At 66.5% G+C, this 21,580-nt stretch carries 19 protein-coding genes; all 19 read left to right on the top strand.

What is annotated here, in order from left to right; all coding sequences use genetic code 11:
- The first annotated feature begins 378 nt into the window (after window positions 1-378).
- The 19 genes from mnxG to CAF78_RS19155 all read left to right on the top strand — a co-directional run bounded on the left by mnxG (window position 379) and on the right by CAF78_RS19155 (window position 21,537).
- The gene (gene mnxG, locus CAF78_RS19245; protein WP_085676897.1) at window positions 379-6,228 is read left to right on the top strand and encodes a manganese-oxidizing multicopper oxidase MnxG; all 5,850 of its coding nucleotides are present in this window, start codon (window positions 379-381) and stop codon (window positions 6,226-6,228) included.
- Between the two features lie 18 nt (window positions 6,229-6,246).
- The gene (locus tag CAF78_RS19240; RefSeq protein WP_085676896.1) at window positions 6,247-8,235 is read left to right on the top strand and encodes a cytochrome D1 domain-containing protein; all 1,989 of its coding nucleotides are present in this window, start codon (window positions 6,247-6,249) and stop codon (window positions 8,233-8,235) included.
- Window positions 8,232-8,912, top strand: coding sequence for an SCO family protein (locus CAF78_RS19235; RefSeq protein WP_085676895.1), 681 nt, complete (start codon window positions 8,232-8,234; stop codon window positions 8,910-8,912). Before CAF78_RS19240 ends, CAF78_RS19235 begins: the two co-directional genes overlap by 4 nt.
- Before the next feature lie 23 nt (window positions 8,913-8,935).
- Window positions 8,936-9,571: an SCO family protein gene (locus CAF78_RS19230; RefSeq protein ID WP_371856917.1), complete on the top strand. Its 636-nt coding sequence runs from the start codon at window positions 8,936-8,938 to the stop codon at window positions 9,569-9,571.
- A 3-nt stretch (window positions 9,572-9,574) separates the two neighbouring features.
- Window positions 9,575-11,092, top strand: a complete 1,518-nt coding sequence (locus CAF78_RS19225; protein WP_085676893.1) for an ABC transporter substrate-binding protein — start codon at window positions 9,575-9,577, stop codon at window positions 11,090-11,092.
- 12 nt (window positions 11,093-11,104) lie between these two features.
- On the top strand, window positions 11,105-11,746 hold the full coding sequence (locus tag CAF78_RS19220; RefSeq protein ID WP_085676892.1) for a SurA N-terminal domain-containing protein: 642 nt from the start codon (window positions 11,105-11,107) through the stop codon (window positions 11,744-11,746).
- A gap of 237 nt (window positions 11,747-11,983) precedes the next feature.
- Entirely contained in the window at window positions 11,984-12,517 is a 534-nt protein-coding gene (locus tag CAF78_RS19215) for a response regulator (RefSeq protein ID WP_177408550.1), read from the top strand.
- 60 nt (window positions 12,518-12,577) lie between these two features.
- The gene (locus CAF78_RS19210; protein ID WP_085676891.1) at window positions 12,578-14,260 is read left to right on the top strand and encodes a GspE/PulE family protein; all 1,683 of its coding nucleotides are present in this window, start codon (window positions 12,578-12,580) and stop codon (window positions 14,258-14,260) included.
- Window positions 14,244-15,023 carry a hypothetical protein gene (locus CAF78_RS19205; protein WP_085676890.1) on the top strand — a complete coding sequence of 260 codons (780 nt, stop codon included), beginning with the start codon at window positions 14,244-14,246 and terminating at the stop codon, window positions 15,021-15,023. Before CAF78_RS19210 ends, CAF78_RS19205 begins: the two co-directional genes overlap by 17 nt.
- 1 nt (window position 15,024) lies before the next feature.
- Window positions 15,025-15,567 carry a PilN domain-containing protein gene (locus CAF78_RS19200; protein ID WP_085676889.1) on the top strand — a complete coding sequence of 181 codons (543 nt, stop codon included), beginning with the start codon at window positions 15,025-15,027 and terminating at the stop codon, window positions 15,565-15,567.
- Window positions 15,554-16,105, top strand: a complete 552-nt coding sequence (gene pilO / locus CAF78_RS19195; RefSeq protein ID WP_085676888.1) for a type 4a pilus biogenesis protein PilO — start codon at window positions 15,554-15,556, stop codon at window positions 16,103-16,105. Before CAF78_RS19200 ends, pilO begins: the two co-directional genes overlap by 14 nt.
- Window positions 16,105-16,614: a hypothetical protein gene (locus CAF78_RS19190; RefSeq protein WP_085676887.1), complete on the top strand. Its 510-nt coding sequence runs from the start codon at window positions 16,105-16,107 to the stop codon at window positions 16,612-16,614. Before pilO ends, CAF78_RS19190 begins: the two co-directional genes overlap by 1 nt.
- Window positions 16,611-18,491, top strand: a complete 1,881-nt coding sequence (locus tag CAF78_RS19185; RefSeq protein WP_085676886.1) for a secretin N-terminal domain-containing protein — start codon at window positions 16,611-16,613, stop codon at window positions 18,489-18,491. The genes CAF78_RS19190 and CAF78_RS19185 overlap by 4 nt, the downstream gene beginning before the upstream one ends.
- Window positions 18,488-18,961: a type II secretion system protein gene (locus tag CAF78_RS19180; protein ID WP_085676885.1), complete on the top strand. Its 474-nt coding sequence runs from the start codon at window positions 18,488-18,490 to the stop codon at window positions 18,959-18,961. Before CAF78_RS19185 ends, CAF78_RS19180 begins: the two co-directional genes overlap by 4 nt.
- 5 nt (window positions 18,962-18,966) lie before the next feature.
- A complete protein-coding gene (locus tag CAF78_RS19175; protein WP_085676884.1) occupies window positions 18,967-19,341 on the top strand; it encodes a type II secretion system protein in 375 nt (124 codons plus the stop codon).
- A complete protein-coding gene (locus CAF78_RS19170) occupies window positions 19,316-19,843 on the top strand; it encodes a type II secretion system protein (RefSeq protein ID WP_085676883.1) in 528 nt (175 codons plus the stop codon). The genes CAF78_RS19175 and CAF78_RS19170 overlap by 26 nt, the downstream gene beginning before the upstream one ends.
- Window positions 19,840-20,241 carry a curli production assembly/transport protein CsgE gene (csgE, locus tag CAF78_RS19165; protein ID WP_027916702.1) on the top strand — a complete coding sequence of 134 codons (402 nt, stop codon included), beginning with the start codon at window positions 19,840-19,842 and terminating at the stop codon, window positions 20,239-20,241. The genes CAF78_RS19170 and csgE overlap by 4 nt, the downstream gene beginning before the upstream one ends.
- Window positions 20,238-20,651, top strand: a complete 414-nt coding sequence (locus CAF78_RS19160; protein WP_085676882.1) for a curli assembly protein CsgF — start codon at window positions 20,238-20,240, stop codon at window positions 20,649-20,651. Before csgE ends, CAF78_RS19160 begins: the two co-directional genes overlap by 4 nt.
- 34 nt (window positions 20,652-20,685) lie before the next feature.
- The gene (locus tag CAF78_RS19155) at window positions 20,686-21,537 is read left to right on the top strand and encodes a CsgG/HfaB family protein (RefSeq protein ID WP_085676881.1); all 852 of its coding nucleotides are present in this window, start codon (window positions 20,686-20,688) and stop codon (window positions 21,535-21,537) included.
- Window positions 21,538-21,580: the final 43 nt, after the last annotated feature.

Genomic DNA, 21,580 nt, shown 5'->3' with positions numbered 1-21,580 from the left:
CTCGATTGCCGGCCTGCTTACGGTGGCGCAGGCCAACGAGTGGCTCATCGGTCAGTTGTGATTACGCTGAGCCTGAACACTAACGGGGAATCAATTCTGGTAGGACCGTCGCTCTTCCTATAAGGCTGTAGGAATTTTCAACTCGTAAACGTTCAAGCCTCCCATGAAAGTAACTGGATGTAAGGCTGCCCCGCACAGCCACGCCCCCACCCCCCGAAACGACAATGCATATCATCCCCCGATTCGGGGAATTTCCATGGGGAATCCTCCCCAATCTGTTCCGCTTCCACTTCCAACTAACTGAAATCAAACGCCATTTTCTTATGGCACACACCTTGCTCACTTCCTCGCAGAGTCCCTGTGTCCCGGAGGTGCAGCATGTCGACCCCGTACAAAGGCCCCGTCCTGACATCACTTGTCCTGGCCTTGTTTGGCTGGGAAGCGACCAGCGAGGCTGCCGTGCAGTGCCAGCGCACCCTGGTGGCCAATGTGGTGGCCCTGGACCAGCCACTGATGTTCAACCGCCTTGGCGCGCAGAACGCCAACGGCATGATCTTCGCCCTGCGCGAGGACGTGGTGGATGATCGCCAGGTCCCGCTGAGCAAGGGTGGCGCCGCCGTGCCGGGCAAGGTCACCTTGCGCCCCGACAAGCGCCCGCGGCCGATCGTGCTGCGCGTGGCCGCCGGTGACTGCCTCACGGTCAACCTCACCAACCTGCTCGACTACCGGGCCAACCCCAACAAGCACGGCATCGAAGCCGAGGCGCCCGAGGGCGAAGAGGGGCCGGAGACCGAGGTCGAGAACGAAGCCGGCGAAGGTTTCGTCGCCGATGAGCAGGTGGCCGAGCGCATGGTCGGCTTCCAGGTCAACGGCCTGCAGGCGGTCAACAGCATCGCCGACATCTCCGCCAACACCGGCCGCAACGGTAACTTCCTGGTCAGCCCGGGCAGCACTCGCAGCTACACCCTGTATGCCGAGCGCGAAGGGGCGTTTGCTGCCACCAGCAAGGCCGCCACCTTCGGCGGCGAGGGGACTGCCGGTAACGTCGCCAACGGCCTGTTCGGCCAGGTGGTGGTGGTACCCAAAGGTGGGCGCACCTACCGCAACACGCTGACCGAAGAAGAAATGCGCCTGGCCACCACCGGGCGTACCGCCACCGGCCAGCCGGTGATCGACTACGAGGCCCGCTTCCCGCAGCGCGAGCCGTGGGTGACCGAGGGCAAGGCCGGCAAGCCGATCATCGCGATGATCGACGGCAACGAGATCCTCAACAGCGAAACCGATGCCATCGTCATGGGCCCCAACCCTGATGGCAGCTTCCCCAAGACCACCTATCCGCTGGAAAGCATCGGCAAGCGCAACCCGGCACTGCCCAACCGGCTCGAGGCGTTTCGCGACTTCGCCTCGCAGTTCGCCGACGAAGTGGCTGGCACCCAGGCCTTCCCCGGCTACTGGGCCGACCCGGTCATGGGGCATGTGCTGGAACCGGCACGCGACTCGTTCATGATCAACTACGGCTCCGGCGGCATGGGCGCCGAGGTGGTCGCCAACCGCCTGGGCGTAGGGCCGATGCATGACTGCCTGTCGTGTGCCTACGAAGAGTTCTTCCTCAGTGCGCACACCGTGGGCGATGTCGGCACCCTGGTCGATGTGCCGGCCAACGTCGGCCTCGAACATATCCGCCCCGGCGAAGTGCCGCCGGCCAGCGCCACCGGGGTCAAGGCCAGCATGGCCCTGTACCCGGCGGAACCTGCCAACGTGCACCACAGCTACATCGGTGACTTCACCAAGTTCCGCAACACCCACAACGGCCACGAGCAGCACATCTTCCACCTGCACGGGCACCAGTGGCTGTTCAACCCCAATGACGACAACTCCGACTACATCGATGCCCAGGGCATCGGTGCGGGTGTCGGCTACACCTACGAGATTGCCAACGGTGGCTCGGGCAACCGTAACCGGGTGGCCGGCGACGCCATCTATCACTGCCATTTCTACCCGCACTTCGCCCAAGGCATGTGGGCCATGTGGCGGGTGCACGACGTGTTCGAGGAAGGCACCCGCCTGGAAGTCAGCGGGCAGGGCGAGAATGGCTTCCACAGCGTTCCGTTCGCACTGCGCAGCGGCAAGCCCGCCGTGGGGGCACGGGCACTGCCGGACGGCGAGATCGTTGCCGGCACACCGATCCCGGCCATCGTGCCGCTGCCAGGCAAGGCCATGGCGCCGATGCCTGGCAAGGTCGTGGTGGTGCCCAAGCTCTCTGCCGGGCAGGTGGCCGCCAACGACGATGAGCACCCTGAAGAGGACGACGATGGCGACCACGCCCAGCAGCCTGGCGTAGCCAAGGCGATCGGCTCGCTGGCCCTGGTCGACCGCAGCGAGGCCAACCGCAATGCCGACGGCACCCTGAAGAACCCAGGCTACCCGTTCTGGATCGGCGGCATGGAAAGCAGCGTCGGCAACCGCCCGCCAACCCCGCCACTGGACATGCTCGACCCGGCCCTGGCCCGGCAGCTCAAGGACAGCGGCAAGGCCCTGTGGGCAAACCTCGACCCCAACCAGGTCGATGGCTGGGACGGCGGCCTCGGGCGCCACGCGCTGGACGGTGTCTCGGCGGGCGGTGAAGCGGTGACCACCACCACCAAGCTGGACTTCTCCAAGGTGGTGCACCGGGCCAAGCCGATCTACCTGCCGGAAGAGGGCACCGACGTCGAGCAGGCCGCCATGCAGTTCCATGCCATGGCCGAACACCCCAGCTACGCCCTGATCCCCGGCAGCCAGCCGGTGCCCAAGGCCTTCCGCACCAACGGCGCGCTGCCGACCGCAGGCGCACCGTTCTACGAGCCGTGCATGGATGACCGTGGCAAGCGCCTGACCCAGTCTTCGGGGGTTGGCGAGTTCTTCAGCGGCGAAAGCCTGACCGGCATCAACTTCCGTGGCGCGTCCAGCTTCACCGCCGACCGCCCGCGCATCTACAAGGGCGCCAACATCCAGTTCGATGCGGTGTACAACAAGGTCGGCTACCACTTCCCGCAGGCACGCATCATCGCCCTGTGGGAAGACGCCTGGCCGGTGATCACCAAGCAGCGCCCGCCAGAGCCGCTGGTGATGCGCATGAACACCTTCGACTGCACCATGTACCAGCACACCAACCTGATCCCGTCGTTCTATGAAATGGACGACTACCAGGTGCGCACCCCGACCGACGTGATCGGCCAGCACATCCACCTGCCCAAGTGGGACCTGACCGCCGCCGACGGCTCGGCCAATGGCTGGAACTACGAAGACGGCATCCTCTCGCCCGGCAGCGTGGTCGAGCGCGTGCATGCCATCCGGGCCTTCAACAACTGCAGCGAGGGCGACACCCGCGATGGCACCGCTGCCTGCCCGAAAGCCAAGCAGCACCCGTACTTCGGCCGCTTCGGCCGGGCCGACTGGCTGGGGGCGCGCACGGCCATGCAGCGCTGGTTCGCCGACCCGCTGGTCAACGTGTTCAACGTCGACCGTGGCCTGGGCACTATCTTCACCCATGACCACCTCGGCCCATCGACCCACCAGCAACTCGGGCTGTACGCCACCGTGCTGGCCGAGCCGGCCGGTTCCACCTGGTACCACGCCGAAACCGGCGAGAAGCTGTACAACCCGGCCACCCGCCAGGACGGCGGCCCGACCTCATGGCAGGCGGTGATCCAGACCGGCGACCACGACGGCGACGGCAAGAACGACAGCTACCGCGAGTTCTTCCTCGAGTACAGCGACTTCCAGCATGCCTATGAAGCGGGCGTGTATGTCGGTGCAGGCCCGGATGGCATCCCCAATGCCCAGTCGTTCCCGGCCACCGCCGACAGCTTCCGCTACGCCATCAACCCGCCGGTGCGCGGCAAGGCGTCGAACCTGCTCGAAGCCATCGTCGAGGAGCGTGGCGGCATCAACCCAGGTTGCCCGAGCCGGCCCTGCCCGCAGGCCATCTCGGTCGATGACCCCGGCATGTTCGTGGTCAACTACCGCAACGAACCGCTGGCCCTGCGCGTGTTCGACCCGAACAAGGTCGGCCCGGACGGCAAGCGCGGCATGCAGGCCGACGGGCTGGGTGGCGACCTTAGCTACGCCCTGCAGACCCGCACCGACCGCGCCATCCCGGCGATGAACATGGCGCCCTCGGCGATCACCTCGGCGGTCGGCCCCACCGGCGGCACCACGCGCTTCCCGCCGCACATCAACAAGGCCGGCAGCGAACCGGGCGACCCGTTCACGCCGATGCTGCGCACCTACAGCGGCGACAACGTGCGCCTGCGCATGCACGCCGGTGGCCATGAAGAGGAGCACAACGTCACCCTGCACGGCGTGAAATGGCTGCAGAACGGTTCGGGCTTCGGCAACAGCTCCAACTCGGGCTGGAAGTCGTCGCAGATGATCGGTATCTCCGAGCAGCTGGGCTTCATGGCGCCGGTGTCGATGATCTCCAGTTCCGCCGCCACCAACGGTGACTACCTGTATTCGCTGGACGCGGCGCTGGAAGGCTACTGGAACGGCATCTGGGGCATCATGCGCAACTACACCGCGCAGCGTGCCGACCTGTTCCCGCTGCCCAACAACCCGCAGCCGGTGGCCATGCGCAACACCGTGAACTTCGACGGCATCTGCCCGAAAACCACGGCCAACCCCAACGGCATCGGCACCCGTACCACGGTCAAGCGCAGCTACGAGATCGTCGCCGCGCTGGCCAACGACATCCTGGAAAACCGCAACGGCGTCGCCATCAACGACCCCGCCGGGATTGGCCAGCATGTCGGCGGCCCGCTCAAGGCCAATGGCGGTACCCTGGTATTCAACAACCGCAAGACCAGCATCCCGCTGGTGAGCGGCGTCGACCCGGAGGACGGCGAGCCGTTCAGCATCGGTGGCCACAGTGCGCCGCTGCATGACCCGACCGCGATCCTGTACGTACGCAAGGCCGACCTCGACGCCACCACCGGCAAGCTGAAGGCGGGTGTGCCTGTCGAGCCGCTGATCCTGCGTGCCAACGCCGGTGACTGCATCAGCATCACCCTGGAGAACCGCCTGCCCGAAGTGATGCCGGACCTGCCCAGCACGGCGGTGATGCACAACGTGGTCAAGCGTGACCGCTTCGACAGCGAAGGCGCCACCGCCTTTGCCAACAACCTGATGCGCCCGTCCAGCCACGTCGGCCTGCACGCCCAGCTGCTGGCCTACGACATCACCAAGTCCGATGGTGCCAACGTCGGCCTCAACCCGGTGCAGACCGTGCCGCCCCGGGCCGGCAACAGTGGCGCCTACCCGAGCAAGGTGTACCAGTACTACGCCGGCCACCTGGAGCGTGAAGGCAAGCCGGTGCTGCAACTGGGCCGCACGGTGGACAACATCAACACCACGGCGATCGAGTTCGGTGGCCTCAACCTGACCCCGTCGGACTTCATCAAGCAACCGCAGAAAGGCCTGGTCGGTGCCATGAGCGTCCTGCCGCAGACCGCCACTTGGACCGAGGACACCGCCAGCCGTGCCCAGGCCACGGTGAAGGTCACCGGCCAGGCGGACTACCGCGACTTCGTCACGGTCTGGCAGCGTGCGCTGAACATGCGCTGGGCCGATGGCCGCCCGGTGGAAGGCATCAATACCGAAGGCAACGGCGCGGCGGGCGACCCGCAGGACAACGGCAACATGGCCGTCAACTACCGCACCGAACCGCTGTGGCTGCGCTTCGGCATGGCCCCGGACTCGCCGTTCGGCCGTGCCAACGGCCTGGGCTTCGGCGATGTGCCCAACGCCCATATGGCCTACGCCAACGCCCTGGTCGGCGGCGACCCGCTGACCCCGGTGCTGTACGCCAAGCCGGGCCAGCCCGTGCGCAACCACATCGTCATGCCCAGTGGTGGCAGCCGCGGCATGGTCTACCAGCTGGACGGGCATGTTTGGCCGCTGCACAACTACCAGGCCGAGAAGAACGACCTCGACGGCTACCCGATGAACCTGCCAGGTATCGGCTCGGTGCGCTTCGGCCTCAACCCGATGGCCATGTACATCGGCGCCCAGGAGAGCGTGCTGCCAGCCGCGCACTTCAGCTTCATGCTGCCCAGTGCCGGTGGCGCCAACGCAGTGCCGGGTGACTACCTGTTCCGCGACTATGCCGCCTACGGCAACCTCTCGGGGCTGTGGGGCATCCTGCGGGTGACCAACGACCTGCCGCCGGCAACCGCCGCGGGCCAGTAAGGGAAGGGGAGCGCGAGCATGTACAACAAGAAGAAGACTCGGCCCGCGGTACTGGGCGTGGTGCTGGGCGCAGCGTTGATCGGCCTGGGCGTGGTCTACGAGAACCTCTGGTGCGATGCGCGTGAACTGCTGCAGGAGCCTGCCGACCCGCAGGCCCTGCACCGGCTCAGCCGCGACGGCGTGACCGTGGAGTTCGAGGCGCGGCCCCTGGCCGGCGGCGAGCTGCGCGAGGGCGCCTTCGCCAACGTGCGCTTCAAGGTCACCGACCAGGCCAGCGGCCAGCCGTTGTCGGGCATGGCGCCCGGGGCCTGGATCGACCCGGCGCAGTCGGCGCCGCTCGAAGGCGGCAACCGTGACCAGAGCTGCAAGGCCCGCGTTGCGCTGTTCCTCAAGAGCAGCATCGGTGCACGCCCGCTGCTGGACCTGAACAGCTACTTCCTGCTGGTGCTGAACAAGGATGCCAGCCTCACCGTGATCGACCCGACCGTGTCGGTGGGTGGCATCACCAGCACCCTGGCGCGCATCGACCTGCCAGGCCGCCCCATGGACTGGGCGGCCACCGGGGATGACAAACAGGTATTCGTGTCGATCCCGGAGCGTGGCCAGGTGGCGGTGATCGATACCGAGACCTTCACCCGCGTGGCCACCCTGGACGCCGGCGAATCCCCGGTCCGCGTGGCCTTGCAGCCGGACCAGCACCGGCTGTGGGTGGGCAACAACAGTAGCGACCCAGCCAAAGGCGGGGTGACGGTGATCGACGTCCCCGCGCGCAGCACCCTGAAGTCGTTCGCCACCGGCTCCGGGCACCACGAAATCGCCTTCAGTGCCGACTCGCGCTACGCCTTTGTCAGCAACCGCGACGGCGGCACGCTGAGCATCATCGACATCCCCGAGATGCGCCTGGTGAAAACCCTGGAAGTCGGCCCGCATCCGCTGTCGGTGGCGTACTCGGCACTGTCCCAGGCCGTCTACGTGGCCGACGGTGAAGAGGGCACGGTGCGGGTGATCGATGCCCGCAGCCATCAGCTGCGCCACATCGTCAAGGCCGAGCAGGGCCTCGGGCCGATGCGCTTCAGCCGCGATGGCCGCTATGGCATCGTGCTCAACACCGTGGACAACCAGGCCCTGGTGATCGATGCCAGTACCGACACGCTGATCCACCGCATTCCGGTGGCGGCCGAGCCCTACCAGCTGACCTTCACCAAAGGCTATGCCTACATACGCGGCCTGGCCTCGCCCAAGGTCAGCATGATCAACCTGAGCAGCCTGGGCGAAGGGCGCCAGCCGATCGTCCAGGGCTTCGAGGCCGGCCCCGCGGCGCCGCGCAAGGCCGGTGACCTGCCACTGGCCCAAGGGCTGTCGGTGTCGCGGGACGACAATTCGGTGTTCGTGGTCAACCCGGTGGACAACACCACCTACTTCTACGCCGAAGGCATGAACGCCCCGATGTCCGGCTACAACAACCGTGGCCACCAGGCCCGCGCGACCCTGGTCATCGACCGCAGCCTGCGCGAACTGGCACCGGGCGTGTATGGCTCGACGGTGAAAATGCCGGCGGCGGGCAGGTTCGATGTGGCCTTCCTGCTCAACCAGCCGCAGATCATCCACTGCTTCAGCACCGATGTGGCCGCCGCGCCGGATGCGAGCCAGCGCCGCGGGGCGCATGCCGAGTTCATCGGCCTCGACCAGCCCATGCCACAGCAAACGGTGTTCACCGCCAAGGTGCGCATCGTCGGCGACGACGGTCGACCACGGGTGGGCCTGGACGACCTGACCCTGCGCTACTTCCTGGCGCCCTCGTCGCTGCCGCGCAACCAGCCGCTCGAAGAGGTGGGTGAGGGCGTGTACCAGGCGGCGCTGACCTTGCCCGAAGCCGGTGCCTGGTACCTGCATGTGCAGTCACCGTCGCTCGGGCGCAAGTTCGCCGAAGACAACTACACCAGCCTGCGCGTGCTGCCCGCCGCTGCGGCTACCGCTTCCCAGACCGACGTGAGGCATGTGCGATGAACGCCAAGCATTCTTTCCAGCTGCTTGCCCTGAGCCTGGCCTTGAGCCTTGCCCTGAACCTGGCAGTGCCCAGCAACCTGGCCCTGGCGCATGCCGGCCATGACCACGACGGCCCCGCCGGGCAACCGCCGGCGGCGCACCAGGAAAAGGCCAGCGTGCGGTTTGCCGACGTCCCGCTGCTCAACCAGGACGGCATGCCGGTGCGCCTGGAGCAGGACCTGGTGGGCGAGCGGCTGGTGGTGATGGGCTTCATCTACACCAGCTGCACCACGGTGTGCCCCGTGGTGTCGTCGATCATGGGCAAGGTCCAGCAACAGCTGGGTGGGCGCGTGGGCGAAGAAATCCAGCTGGTGTCGATCAGTGTCGACCCTCAGCGCGACGACGCCAAGCGCCTGCAGAGCTACGCCAAGGCCTTCCAGCATGGCCCAGGCTGGAGCTGGCTCACCGGCTCGCAGTACGCCATTACCGAAACCCTCAAGGGCCTGGGCAGCTTCAGTGCCGACCTCAGCCAGCATCCGCCGCTGATCCTGGTCGGTGACGGCCGCACCGGCCACTGGACCCGCTACTACGGCTTCACCGACCCGGCCGTGCTGGTCGCAGAAATCAACCGCCTAAGTGCCCGCCGCGTGCACGCCAAGAGCACCGCCATCGCCGAACACAACGAGGTGCAGCCATGAGCAGCGCAGCCCGCCACACCACGATGCGCAGTACCGACTGGCTGGCCCTGGTGGCCGTGCTATGGATTCTCAGCTCGGTCGCTTTCGCCCACGAGGGCCATGCGCCGGAGGGGCCCAGCCCGCAACCGGCGCCGCCGACGATGACCAGCGGCGGGGGTACCCGCGATGCGCAGACCTGGTTCACCGACACCGTGCTCAAGGACCAGAACGGCCGCGCGCTGCGCTTCTACAGCGACGTGCTCAAGGACAAGGTGGTGATGCTCAACGTGATCTTCACCCACTGCACCGACGCCTGCCCGCTGATCACCCGCAAGCTGCGCGATGTGCGCGACGCGATGGGGCCGGAACTGGCCAGCCAGGTGACCTTCGTGTCGATCAGCAGCGACCCGCTCAACGACACCCCGGCAGCGCTCAAGGCGTTTGCCGAGAAGCAAGGCGTGGACAGCGCCAACTGGCTGTTCCTCACCGGCGACAAGGCCGATGTCGACCTGGTGCTGGGGCGCATCGGCCAGTTCCTGCCCAGCCCCGAGCAGCACTCGACCCAGCTGATTGCCGGTGACGTGGCCGGCAAGCGCTGGAGCAAGATCCGCCCGGACGCACCGCCCGCTGCCATCGCCCAGCGCATGCAGCTGCTGGCGCAGCCTTTGGCCGGGCGCTGAACCATGAAAACCTGGGCAGTGCTGTTGAGCCTGGCCCTCAGCGCCCAGGCGCTGGCACTCGACCTAACGCCAAATGAACAAGCCGGCAAGCGCCTGTACCGGCACGGGGTATCGAGCAGTGATGCACAGCTGATGGCCCGCGTCGGTGCCAGCGGCATGAGCGTCCCGGCCAGTGTGCTGCCCTGCGCCAGTTGCCATGGCAATGACGGTAAAGGGCGCGCCGAAGGCGGGGTACGGCCGCCCAGCCTCGACTGGCAGCGGTTGGCACTGGGCCAGGGTGAACGGCAAACCAACGGCCGCAACTACCCCGCCTACCGCGACGGCACCCTGGCCCGCGCCATCCAGCACGGCGTCGATCCGGCGGGTAATCGACTGGACCCGGCCATGCCACGCTTCGAACTGACCCTGGCCGACCAGCGCAACCTCACGGCCTATCTCAAACGCCTGGGCGAGGAACGCGACCCCGGCGTTGAAGACGGCGTGCTGCGCCTGGGCACCTTGCTGCCGGCCAATGGCCCGCTGGCGGAGGCCGGGCATGTGGTGCGTGCCGTGCTGGAGGATGGCCTGGCGCAGATCAACCAGCAGGGCGGCATTCATGGCCGGCGCCTGGAACTGGTGGTGGCCGATACCGGCACCGACCAGGCCAGTGCCGAGCACGCCTTGCAGCGCCTGCTCGACCAGGACCAGGTGTTCACCTTGATCAGCCCACTGGCGCCGATGCTCGATCAGCAACTACCGACCCTGCTCGAACAACGGGGTGTGCCGTTGATCGGCAGCACGCCGCGCAGCGGTGGCAATTCACAGATTTTCGACCCCATGCCGGGTATTGCTAGCCAATTGCTGAGCCTGGCCGCCCACGCCAGGCGCACGTTGGGCCTGGCGCCCGATGGCTTGCGCGTGGTGTATGCCGGCAACGAGCAGGCCGCATTGGCCGAGCAGGTGCGCGAACGTTTGCTTGAGCAAGGCTGGGCACCGCCCGCGATCCAGGCCTTTGACGGCCAGGCCGTCGCCGGGCCGGGCATCGTCTTCGTCGGCCGCGCTCAGGCCTTTGCCGCGCTTGCCCAGGCGCTGCAGGCCGAAGGGCGTGAGCCATACCTGTTCGCCGCTTCCAGCCAAGTAGCAGCGGCCGTGGCCAGCTTGCCGGCGCACTGGTCGCAACGGGTGTTCCTGGCCTATCCGTTCGTGCCGGGCGACTGGACCGAGCAGGGCATGGCGACCCTGGCCGGCCTGCAACAGCGCCAGGGCCTCGACCCACGCCAGGCGTCGCTGCAGGTCAATACCTTGTGCGCGCTGAGGCTGTTGTCCGAAGCCCTGAAACAGATTGGCCGCGATGCCAGTCGCGAACAGCTGGTGGCCGCCCTGGAGGGTCTGCACGACGTCGACACCGGCCTGACCCCGGCGCTGGGCTTCGGCCCCGGCAAGCGCCAGGGCATGGCCGGTGCCCACGTGGTTGCGGTGGCGCTGCCCGGGCCTCGTTTTACCGCCGTTGCCCCGTACCGGCCGGTGCCGGACAACCCGTGAGTGGAGGTGGCCATGCGTACCCTGTTGCTGTGCCTTTTGCTGCTGGTTGCCAAGGCGGGCTGGGCCGACGTGCCGGCCGCGCGGGTCAACGGCGTGACCATCGACCTGATGCGCCTGGAGCGCTATTTCAGCGAATACCTGCAAGCCCAGGGCAGGGCAGTGGCCAGCATCCGCAACCCGACGCTGTACAAGCGCCTGCGCGGCCAGGCACTGGACGAGCTGATCGACAAGGAATTGCTCTGGCAGGAATCCCAGCGCCAAGGTATTCACATCAGTGATGAGCAGGTATCAGCGCAGGTCGGTGAGGTCGAGGCCGCCTTCGGCAGCCCGGCGCTGTTCGAAAGGCGCCTGGCTGATGCAGGTTTCGATCGGGCGGAGTACGCTGACTACATGCGCCACGAAATGGCCGCGCAGCAGGTGTACGCCCGGCTCAGCGCGGTAGACGAGCCCAGCCAGGCCGAAGTCGAGGCGTTCTTCCAGGCCAACCGGCAGACCCTGCAAGGAGCGCAGAACCAAAGTGATAGTACGTCGGTCATACCCGAACCGGGCCTGGAGCTGGCCAGGGCTGCGCTCATCGGCCAGTTGCAGGCGCAGGCGCGCCAATCCGTGCGCCAACGTTTGCGCGAATCCGCTACAGTGGAGGTCGCTGACTGAAGCCCTCGAATGGATTTCCCCAATGCTGGGGAATAACGGTTTGGCAAAGTGCCATCACCTTCCCCGGATGTGGGGAACAGAGCCTGTGCGTGCCTTGCGGGGCTGGGCACGGCTTAGCAAGATCAATGACTTACAGTGGTGCGACATGACTATTCACGCCTGGCACGAAGCCTGCTCAAGCCTTATCGAGGCCGCACTTCGCACACCGGGTAACCGGGCAGTATTTGGGAGTCGACCTTGGTGAACAGAGTATTGGTTGTCGATGACGAACAGACCCTTGCGCAAAACCTGCAAGCGTACCTGCAGGCACAAGGCCTGGAAGTTCACGTCGCCCACGACGGTGCCAGTGGTATCGAGCAGGCTCAACGCCTGGCACCGAAAGTGATTGTGCTGGATTACCGCTTGCCCGACATGGAGGGGTTTCAGGTCCTGGAGACCGTGCGCAAGAACAGGCAGTGCCATTTCGTGCTGATCACCGCCCACCCGACTGCCGAAGTCCGTGAGCGGGCCGCCGAACTTGGCGTCAGTCATGTCCTGTTCAAGCCGTTCCCGTTGGCGGAACTGGCCCGCGCGATCTTCGACCTGATGGGCATCGAGCGCCGGCGCAGGGCCACTGACGATCCAGCCGAAGGGTTTATCGAACGACGCCAGAACAGGAACGAATCGTTCCCCTTGCAGTTGTACGATGGCAGCTGGGTGTTGGCCGATCGCCGCCGTAATGGCGCCAAGCCCCCAGGCCCTGACGACGAACAACTGCTCACCGGGGAATAGCGGCGCCCGCTGCCCTGGCCAAGCCAGCCTGCGACGCGCCCCTGAGCGGAGTCGCAGGCCATGTCAGACATACTCGATACACGTGCAGGCAAGCACAGCGCCTACCCCCGCGACCTCCTGGCCCAGGCCCGCCTGCAAGCCGGCGACGAGCGCCTGCTCAATTGCCTGGAACGCCTGGCCAACGACACCCCCGATGGCTTCATTCACCGCCTGGGCCTGACCCTGCATTACCCGGTGCTGGATGCCCAGGCGCTGCTGGCCAGTACCGCACGTTTCGACAAGGTCAGCCTGGCCCAGTGCCTGAAGCGCGAATTCGTGCTGATCGAGCAGGACGGCGCGTTGATCGGTGTGTTCGCCGACCCCTTCGACCACGCCCGCCTGGCCTGGATCGACGACAACCTGCAAGGCGCGCCGCTGTACCTGGCCCATGCCGCCGACCTGGCCACCTTCCTGGCCCGCCACGAAGAAAGCTTCCACGCCGTCGACGCCCTCGACCATGATGCCGAGGCCGGCGGCGAGGTCGACCCGCTGCAACGGCTGTCGCTGACCAGCATCAGCGAAGACCAGAGCAAGGTGGTCAAGCTGGTCAACTCGACCCTGTACGACGCCCTCAAGCAGCACGCCAGCGACATTCACCTGGGCATGACCGGCCAGGGCCTGACCATCAAGTACCGTATCGACGGCGTGCTCAATGGCGCCGGCAAGGCCAGCGGCAGCGCCTTCGCCGACCAGGTGATCTCGCGCATCAAGGTCATGGCCGAGCTGGACATCGGCGAAAAGCGCGTGCCCCAGGATGGCCGCTTCAAGGTCGCCATCGGCGAGCGCCAGATCGACTTCCGGGTGTCGATCATGCCGAGCATCTTCGGTGAGGACGCGGTGCTGCGGGTGCTCGACAAGCAGGACCTGTCCGACCGGGTCAGCGGCGTGCAGCTGCAGGCCCTGGGCTTTGCCGACGAAACCCTGCGCGCGCTGCGCCGGCTGGCCAGCGAACCCTACGGCATGATCCTGGTCACCGGCCCCACCGGCAGCGGCAAGACCACCACCCTGTACGCCATGATCAGCGAGATCAACCACGGCGTGGACAAGATCATCACCATCGAAGACCCGGTCGAATACCAGCTGCCCGGCGTGCTGCAGATCCCGGTCAACGAGAAGAAGGGCCTGACCTTCGCCCGCGGCCTGCGCTCGATCCTGCGCCACGACCCGGACAAGATCCTGGTCGGCGAGATCCGCGACCCGGACACCGCACAGATCGCCGTGCAGTCGGCGCTCACCGGCCACCTGGTGTTCACCACCATCCACGCCAACAACGTCTTCGATGTGATCGGCCGCTTCAGCCAGATGCAGGTCGACCCCTACAGCTTCGTTTCCGCGCTCAACGCCGTGCTGGCCCAGCGCCTGATCCGCCTGGCCTGCCCGCACTGCTGCACGCCGTGCGAGGCCGATGACGAAACCCTCACCGCCTCGGGCCTGACCCGCGAAGCGGTCAGCGGCTGGAAATTCGTCCGCGCCCAGGGCTGCGGCCAGTGCCGGGGCAGCGGCTACCGCGGCCGCAGCGCGATTGCCGAGCTGCTGCACCTGGACGACGACCTGCGGCAGATGATCGTCGAACGCCGCCCTCTGTCGCAGATCAAGCAGCTGGCCTGCCAGCGTGGCCTGCGCCTGCTGCGTGCCTCGGCCCTGGACCTGGTCCGTGACGGCCGTACCACACTCGAGGAGATCAACCGTGTCACATTCATCTGAGCGTTTCTGTGCCGTCCTCGGCGCTGAAGGTGTCGGCCTGGGTCGCCTGCACGGTCATCAACACCAGTGGCTGGGCAGCCGCGAATTTACCTGCGATGCCGCACAACCGGCCTGGGAAGCTGCCTTGCAAGCCTTGAGTACACTGCTGGCCGAGCACGCCGTCAAAGGCGCCCAGCTGCGCGTGCTGCTGTCGGCCCGCTACAGCCGCTTCTGCCTGGTACCGTGGAGCGATGCCATCGGCCACCCACGTGAGCTGGATGCCTACGCCCGGGCCTGCTTCGAGAACCTCTACGGCCAGTCGCTGGACGACTGGCGCATCGTCCTCTCGCCCGAACCTGCCGGCGCCGCACGCATCGCCACGGCGCTGCCCCACGCCCTGCTGCAAGGCCTGCAGACCCTGGGCCGGGAAAGCCGCCTGAGCCTGCGCTCGGTGCAGCCTTACCTGATGGCCGCCTACAACCGCTGCTCGGCGCAACTGGAGCAGGGCGACTTCCTGTTCGTGCTCGCCGAACCTCGCCGCAGCGTGCTGCTGCTGGCGGCCGGCGGTGCCTGGCAACAGGTGCTGGCCCAGGGCTGCGCCGACAGCGATCAGGCCCTGCAGGCGCTGATCGAACGCACCTGCGAGCTGTACGGCGAGCATCTGCCACGGGTCTACCTGCATGCCCCGGGGCGGGGTGACGTGCCGCAGCTGGCGGCGGTGCAGCTGTGCCAGCCGGCCGCCGACAACGACCCACTGTGCGCCATGTGGCGGGCGGTGGCCTGACATGCGCCGCCTCGACCTGGAATTCCAACCCCGTCGCAGTGGCCCGTTGGCCTGGTCGCTGCTGGCCCTGGGCGCCGCCGCAGTCGCCGCATTGGTGCTGGTGCAACAGCAGCTGCAGGTCGAGCAAGCAGATCTGGAAGCCCGCGTGCACGGCCTGGAACTGCAACTGGGCCGCCGCCCGGCCCCGGTCGCCCCGCAAAACAGCGCCGCCAGCCGCGAGCAGGCAGAACGCCTGGCACAGATGCGCAGCGTCTCGCAGCAGCTGCAACGGCCCTGGCAACAGCTGTTCGCCATGCTCGAAGCACAGCCACAGGAAGACGTCGCGCTGCTGACCCTGACCCCGGATGCGCGCAAGGGCCAGGTGCGCATCACCGCCGAGGCACGCAACCTGGAAGCGATGCTGCAGTACCACCAGCGCCTGGAGCAAAGCGACGAGCTCAGCGATGTCTCGCTGCTCAACCACGAAGTGGTGGCCGGGCAGCCCGAGCACCCGGTGCGCTTCAACCTCACCGCCACCTGGGAGACCGGCCATGCGCGTCCCTAGTCTCATCATTCAGGAGCAACTGCACCGCATCGGCCCGGTCGGCCTGGGCGCCGCCGCCGTCGCCGTGTTCGCCGTCGGTGTCGCCCTGGTTGGCGTAGTCCCCGAATGGCAGGCCGTGCGCGAATTGCGCGCCAGCGAAGCGGATGCCAGCGCGCAGGTCGAGCGGGTCAAGCGCGGCGAGCTGAAGATTGCCGTCAAACCCGAGCAGCAGGCGCTGGACAGCCTGCGCCAGCAACTGCCGGGGCAGCCGGAAGCCAGCGAGCTGATCGAGCGGCTGTATCACCTGGCCAGCGCCGAGCACATCAGCCTGGCCCGCGGCGAATACGCCCTGGGTGTTGATCCGAAGACCCAGCTGTCGCGCTACCAGATCATCCTGCCCGTGCGCGGCAGCTACCCACAGATCCGCGGCTTCCTGCGTGGCCTGATCGGCCAGCTGCCAACCCTGGTGCTGGAAGACCTCGAACTGCAACGCAAGACCATCGGCGATACCGAACTCAACGGCCGGGTACGCCTGACCCTCTACCTGTCGAGGTCGTGATGAACACACAACGCGCAGTGATGTGGGTCGGGTTCCTGGGTGTGTCGGCAGCGCTGGCTTGGGCGCCGGGGCACTGGTTCAACCAGGAAGACAGCGTCGTGCCTTTCGCGGGCAAGCCCGCTCCCACAGGGTCGGCGTCGCCTACAGAACTTGTGGGAGCGGGCGAGCCCGCGAAGAGGCCGGAGCAGGCCTCCAAAGACCTGTTCCCAGCCCAGCAATGGACCAAGCCACAAACCCTGGCCACCGTCACCGAACAACCCATAGCCGCCGCGCCCGTCGTCGCCGCGGCCCCCACCGCCCCGGCGCTGCCGTTCCAGTTCGTCGGCCGCATGGGCGACCGCGACGACCTGCAGATCTTCCTGCAGAGCGGGGAAAAACTCTACGTCGTGCGCAAGGGCGACGTGATCGACAGTACCTACCGCCTCGACAGAGTCTCGGCCAATGAGCTGGACCTGGTTTATCTGCCTTTGCATCAGTCACAGACCTTGTCTGTAGGGAGCGCACCATGAAGTCGTCGAAGATGTGCAAGCCTGCTCCGTTCATGCTTCTGGCGCTGTGCGTGGCCATTGCCGGCTGCGGCTCCAGCGGGGTGCGCCAGGACAGCGCCGAGCTGATGAAGGAGGGCCAGTACGAGGCCGGCATCGCCCGCCTGGAAGAGGCCCTGCGCGATAACCCGCGCGACACCGAACTGAACATCGCCCTGGCCCACGGGCGCCAGGCGGCGGTGGAAGCGCTGATCACCCAGGCCGATGCCGACCGCATTCGCCACGACTTCACCAGTGCCCGCATGGGCTATGGCCGGGTGCTGACCATCGAACCGACCAACCGCCGCGCCCAGGAAGGCATCCGCCAGCTGGAACTGATCCGCACCCTCGACGAGCGCGTGGCGCTGGGCCAGGCCGCGCTGCGCCAGGGCGACCTGTTCGGCGCCGAGCGCTACATGCGCGAAGTGCTGCGCCTGGACCCGCAGAACCAGAAAGGCATCGCCCTGCGCACCGACATCGAGAACGTCCAGGCGCGCACCGCGCAGCCGTTCCCGCAACTGCGCAGCAAGCTGGAGCGCCCGGTGACCCTGGAGTTCCGCGACGCGGGCCTGAAGACCATCTTCGAGGTGCTGTCGCAGGTCGCCGGCATCAACTTCATCTTCGACAAGGACCTGCGCCCGGACATGAAAGCCACCATCTTCGTGCGCGACGTGCGCATCGAGGATGCCGTGGCACTGCTGCTGGAGCAGAACCAGCTGCGCCAGAAGATCGTCAACGACAACACCTTGCTGATCTACCCCGACTCGCCGCAGAAGACCAAGGACTACCAGGAACTGGTCATGCGCACCTTCTACCTGACCAGCATCGACGCCAACACCGCGCTGAACATGGTCAAGACCATGCTCAAGACCCGTGACGTGTTCGTCGACGAGCGCCTCAACACCCTGACCATGCGCGACACCCCCGACGCCGTGCGCATGGCCGAGAAGCTGCTGCAGTCGCAGGACCAGTCCAACCCGGAAGTGGTGCTGGAAGTGGAGGTGATGGAAGTCGCCACCTCGCGCATCCTCGACCTCGGCCTGCAATGGCCGAACACCTTCGGCGTGCTGACCGACGACGGCAACCCGGTCAGCGTGCTCGACCAGCTGCGCGGCATCAACTCCAGCCGCATCAGCATCTCGCCGGCGCCGCAGGCCAAGATCAATGCCCAGGACAAGGACGTCAACACCCTGGCCAGCCCGGTGATCCGCGTCAGCAACCGTGAGCAGGCGCGCATCCACATCGGCCAGCGGGTACCGATCATCAGTGCCACCTCGGTGCCATCCACCCAGGGGCCGGTGATCACCGAAAGCGTCACCTACCTGGACGTTGGTCTTAAACTTGAGGTGCAGCCCACCGTGCACCTGAACAACGAAGTGGCGATCAAGATTGCCCTGGAAGTGAGTAACGCCACCCCGCTGGAGGCCACCCGCCAGGGCACCATCCCGGTGCAGGTCGACACCCGCAACGCGCAGACCAGCCTGCGCCTGCACGACGGCGAAACTCAGGTGCTGGCCGGCCTGGTGCGCAACGACCACAACGCCAGCGGCAACAAGATCCCTGGCCTTGGCGACATCCCTGGCCTGGGGCGGTTGTTCGGCAGCAACAAGGACGACATGAGCAAGTCCGAGCTGGTGCTGGCGATCACCCCGCGGATCGTGCGCAACCTGCCGTACCAGAGCCCGTCGGACATGGAATTCGGCACCGGCACCGAGTCGAGCATGCAGGTGCGCCAGGCCATGCCGCTGCCACCGCGTGACGTGCCGGGTGATGTGCCGAGCGACAGCCAGGACAGTGCGCCGGTGATCCAGAGCCAGGTGGCCACCGCTCCCGCCACCGTCTCCGTGAGCCCGCGGCCATGAAACGCCGCCAGCAGGGTTTCAGCCTGATCGAAGTGGTGCTGACCCTGGCCCTGCTCGGGATGCTCGCGACCATGGCCGCACCGCTGACCGAAACGGTGGTGCGCCGTGGCAAGGAGCAGCAGCTGCGCGAGGCGCTGTACCAGATCCGCGACGCCATCGACGCCTACAAGCGCGCCTTCGACGCCGGTTTCATCGAAAAGCGCCTGGATGCCAGCGGCTACCCACCGAACCTGCAGGTGCTGGTCGATGGCGTGCGCGATGTGCGCAGTGCCAAGGGCGCCAAGTTCTACTTCCTGCGGCGCATTCCGCACGACCCGCTGGTGACGGCCAAGAACCAGGATGGCGGCGGTTGGGGCCTGCGCGCGTACGCCAGCAGCCCGGACAACCCACGTGAAGGCGAAGACGTCTTCGACGTGTATTCCAAGGCCCGTGGCAAGGGCCTCAACAACATCCCCTATGGGCAATGGTGATGGCCATGAAACGCAGCCGAGGCTTCACCCTGATCGAACTGCTGGTGGTGATGGCGATCATCGCCACCCTGATGACCATCGCCATGCCGCGCTACTTCAACAGCCTGGACAGCTCCCGCGAGGCCACCCTGCGCCAGAGCCTGGCGGTGCTGCGCGAAGCCCTGGACCATTACTACGGCGACACCGGCCACTACCCGGACTCGCTGGAACAACTGGTGGAACAACGCTACCTGCGCAACACCCCGGTCGACCCGATCACCGAGCGCAGCGATGCCTGGCAGCTGGTGCCACCGCCCGAAGGCGTGGCCGGCGGCGTTGCCGATATCAAGAGCGGGGCCACAGGGAGGGCGCGTGATGGCAGCCTCTTCGCCGAATGGTAAGGCCAGCGCCGGCTTCACCTACCTGGGCGTGCTGCTGCTGATCGCGATCAGCAGCATGGCCCTGGCTGCCACGGGCACGGTGTGGTCGAGCGTCGCCCAGCGCGAGCACGAGCGCGAGCTGCTGTGGGTCGGTGGCCAGTATGCCCAGGCCCTGCGCAGCTACTATCGCGCCTCGCCGGGCCTGGCCCAGTACCCCAAGGAGCTGGCCGACCTGCTCGAGGACAACCGCTTCCCGCAGGCCAAGCGGCACATCCGCCGGCTGTACCCGGACCCGATCACCAACAGTGACGACTGGGGCCTGCTGCGCGCAATCGATGGCCGTATTACTGGCGTGCACAGCCGCTCCGACGCCACCCCGTTCAAGCGCAGTGGCTTCGACACGCAGTTTTCCGGTTTCGAGGGCCTGGAACATTACAGCGACTGGCAGTTCGTCGCCGAGCAGGCCTTCAACGAAAGCGCCAGCGATGCCCGTACCCATGCCGGCCCGGGAGACACGCCATGAAACGCCTGCACGCCCTGTACCTGTGCCTGCTGCTGGCAGCCGGGCTGCCGGGCGCGGCCATGGCCGACGCCGAGGACGAGATGAAGGGCTTCATCGTCGACAACACCATCTCGCACATCGGCCACGACTTTTACTACTACTTCGCCGACCGCCTGCGCGCCACCAGCCGCCTGGATTTCAACCTGGTGGTGCGCGAGCGCCCGGATGCCCGCTGGGGCAGCCTGGTGACCGTGGAGTTCGACCGCGACGTGCTGTACCGGCGCTTTCTGCCACCGAACGTCACCCAATTAAAAGAAGAGGCCGTGATGGCCGCCGACCTGGTCAAGCAGGAAGTCATTCAGCGCAAGCTGCAACGCCTGCTGCAAGACACCACTGATCTGGAGAGGGATGAGCTATGAATACGTGCATACCCCGTTGCCTGGCGGCTGGCCTGCTGCTCGGTGCCTGCGCCGTCCAGGCCACCGAACTGGTGTACACCCCGGTCAACCCGGCGTTCGGCGGCAACCCGTTGAACGGCACCTGGTTGCTGAACAACGCCCAGGCGCAGAACGACTACGACGACCCGGACCTCAAGGACCGCACCGCGTCGATCACCGGCACCTCGGCCCTGGAGCGCTTCAGCAACCAGCTGGAGTCGCGGATGCTGTCGCAGCTGATGGACAACATCAGCAACGGCAAGACCGGCAGCATGGCCACCGATGCCTTCCTGATCGATGTCATCGATGACTCCGGTGCGTTGAGCATCAAGGTCACCGACCGCGCCACAGGAGAAACGTCGCTCATTGAGGTCAGTGGCCTGAACCCCTGAGAGGGACTGGCCGTTTAGCTGGGGAGAGAGCACCATGAAACGTCTGCTGAGCACCTTACTGATTGTCGCCACGCTTGCCGGCCTGCAGGGCTGCGGCCTGCGCGAGCCGATGCCGGCCGAACAGGAGTCGGAAACCCCGACCCTGACGCCACGCGCCTCGACCTACTACGACCTGATCAACATGCCGCGCCCCAAAGGCCGCTTGATGGCCGTGGTGTATGGCTTCCGCGACCAGACCGGGCAGTACAAGCCGACCCCGGCCAGCTCGTTCTCCACCAGCGTCACCCAAGGCGCGGCGAGCATGCTGATGGATGCCCTGAATGCCAGTGGCTGGTTCGTGGTACTGGAGCGCGAGGGCCTGCAGAACCTGCTGACCGAACGCAAGATCATCCGTGCTTCGCAGAAAAAGCCCGACGTGCCCGAGAACATCATGAGCGAACTGCCCCCGCTGCAGGCCGCCAACCTGATGCTCGAAGGGGGCATCATCGCCTACGACACCAACGTGCGCAGCGGCGGCGAGGGCGCCCGGTACCTGGGCATCGACATCTCCCGCGAGTACCGGGTCGACCAGGTCACGGTCAACCTGCGCGCGGTGGACGTGCGCACCGGGCAGGTGCTGGCCAACGTGATGACCAGCAAGACCATCTACTCGGTCGGGCGCAATGCCGGGGTGTTCAAGTTCATCGAGTTCAAGAAGCTGCTTGAGGCCGAGGTGGGCTACACCACCAACGAACCGGCGCAGTTGTGTGTGCTGTCGGCGATCGAGGCGGCGGTGGGGCATCTGCTGGCCCAAGGGATCGAACGGCGCTTGTGGCAGGTGGCGGGGGATCCGGGAGAGGGTAAGGCTGAGGTGGATAAGTTCCTGAGCCAGAATCAGGCGCAGTGATGGGCTTTGGTGGTTGGCTTGAGGTTTTTGGTGCCTGTGACAT

The sequence above is a fragment of the Pseudomonas sp. R28(2017) genome (assembly GCF_002112505.1).
Lineage (GTDB): Bacteria > Pseudomonadota > Gammaproteobacteria > Pseudomonadales > Pseudomonadaceae > Aquipseudomonas.
The sequence above is the reverse complement of the archived record's forward strand: the minus strand, read 5'-3'. Positions and strand labels throughout refer to the sequence as shown.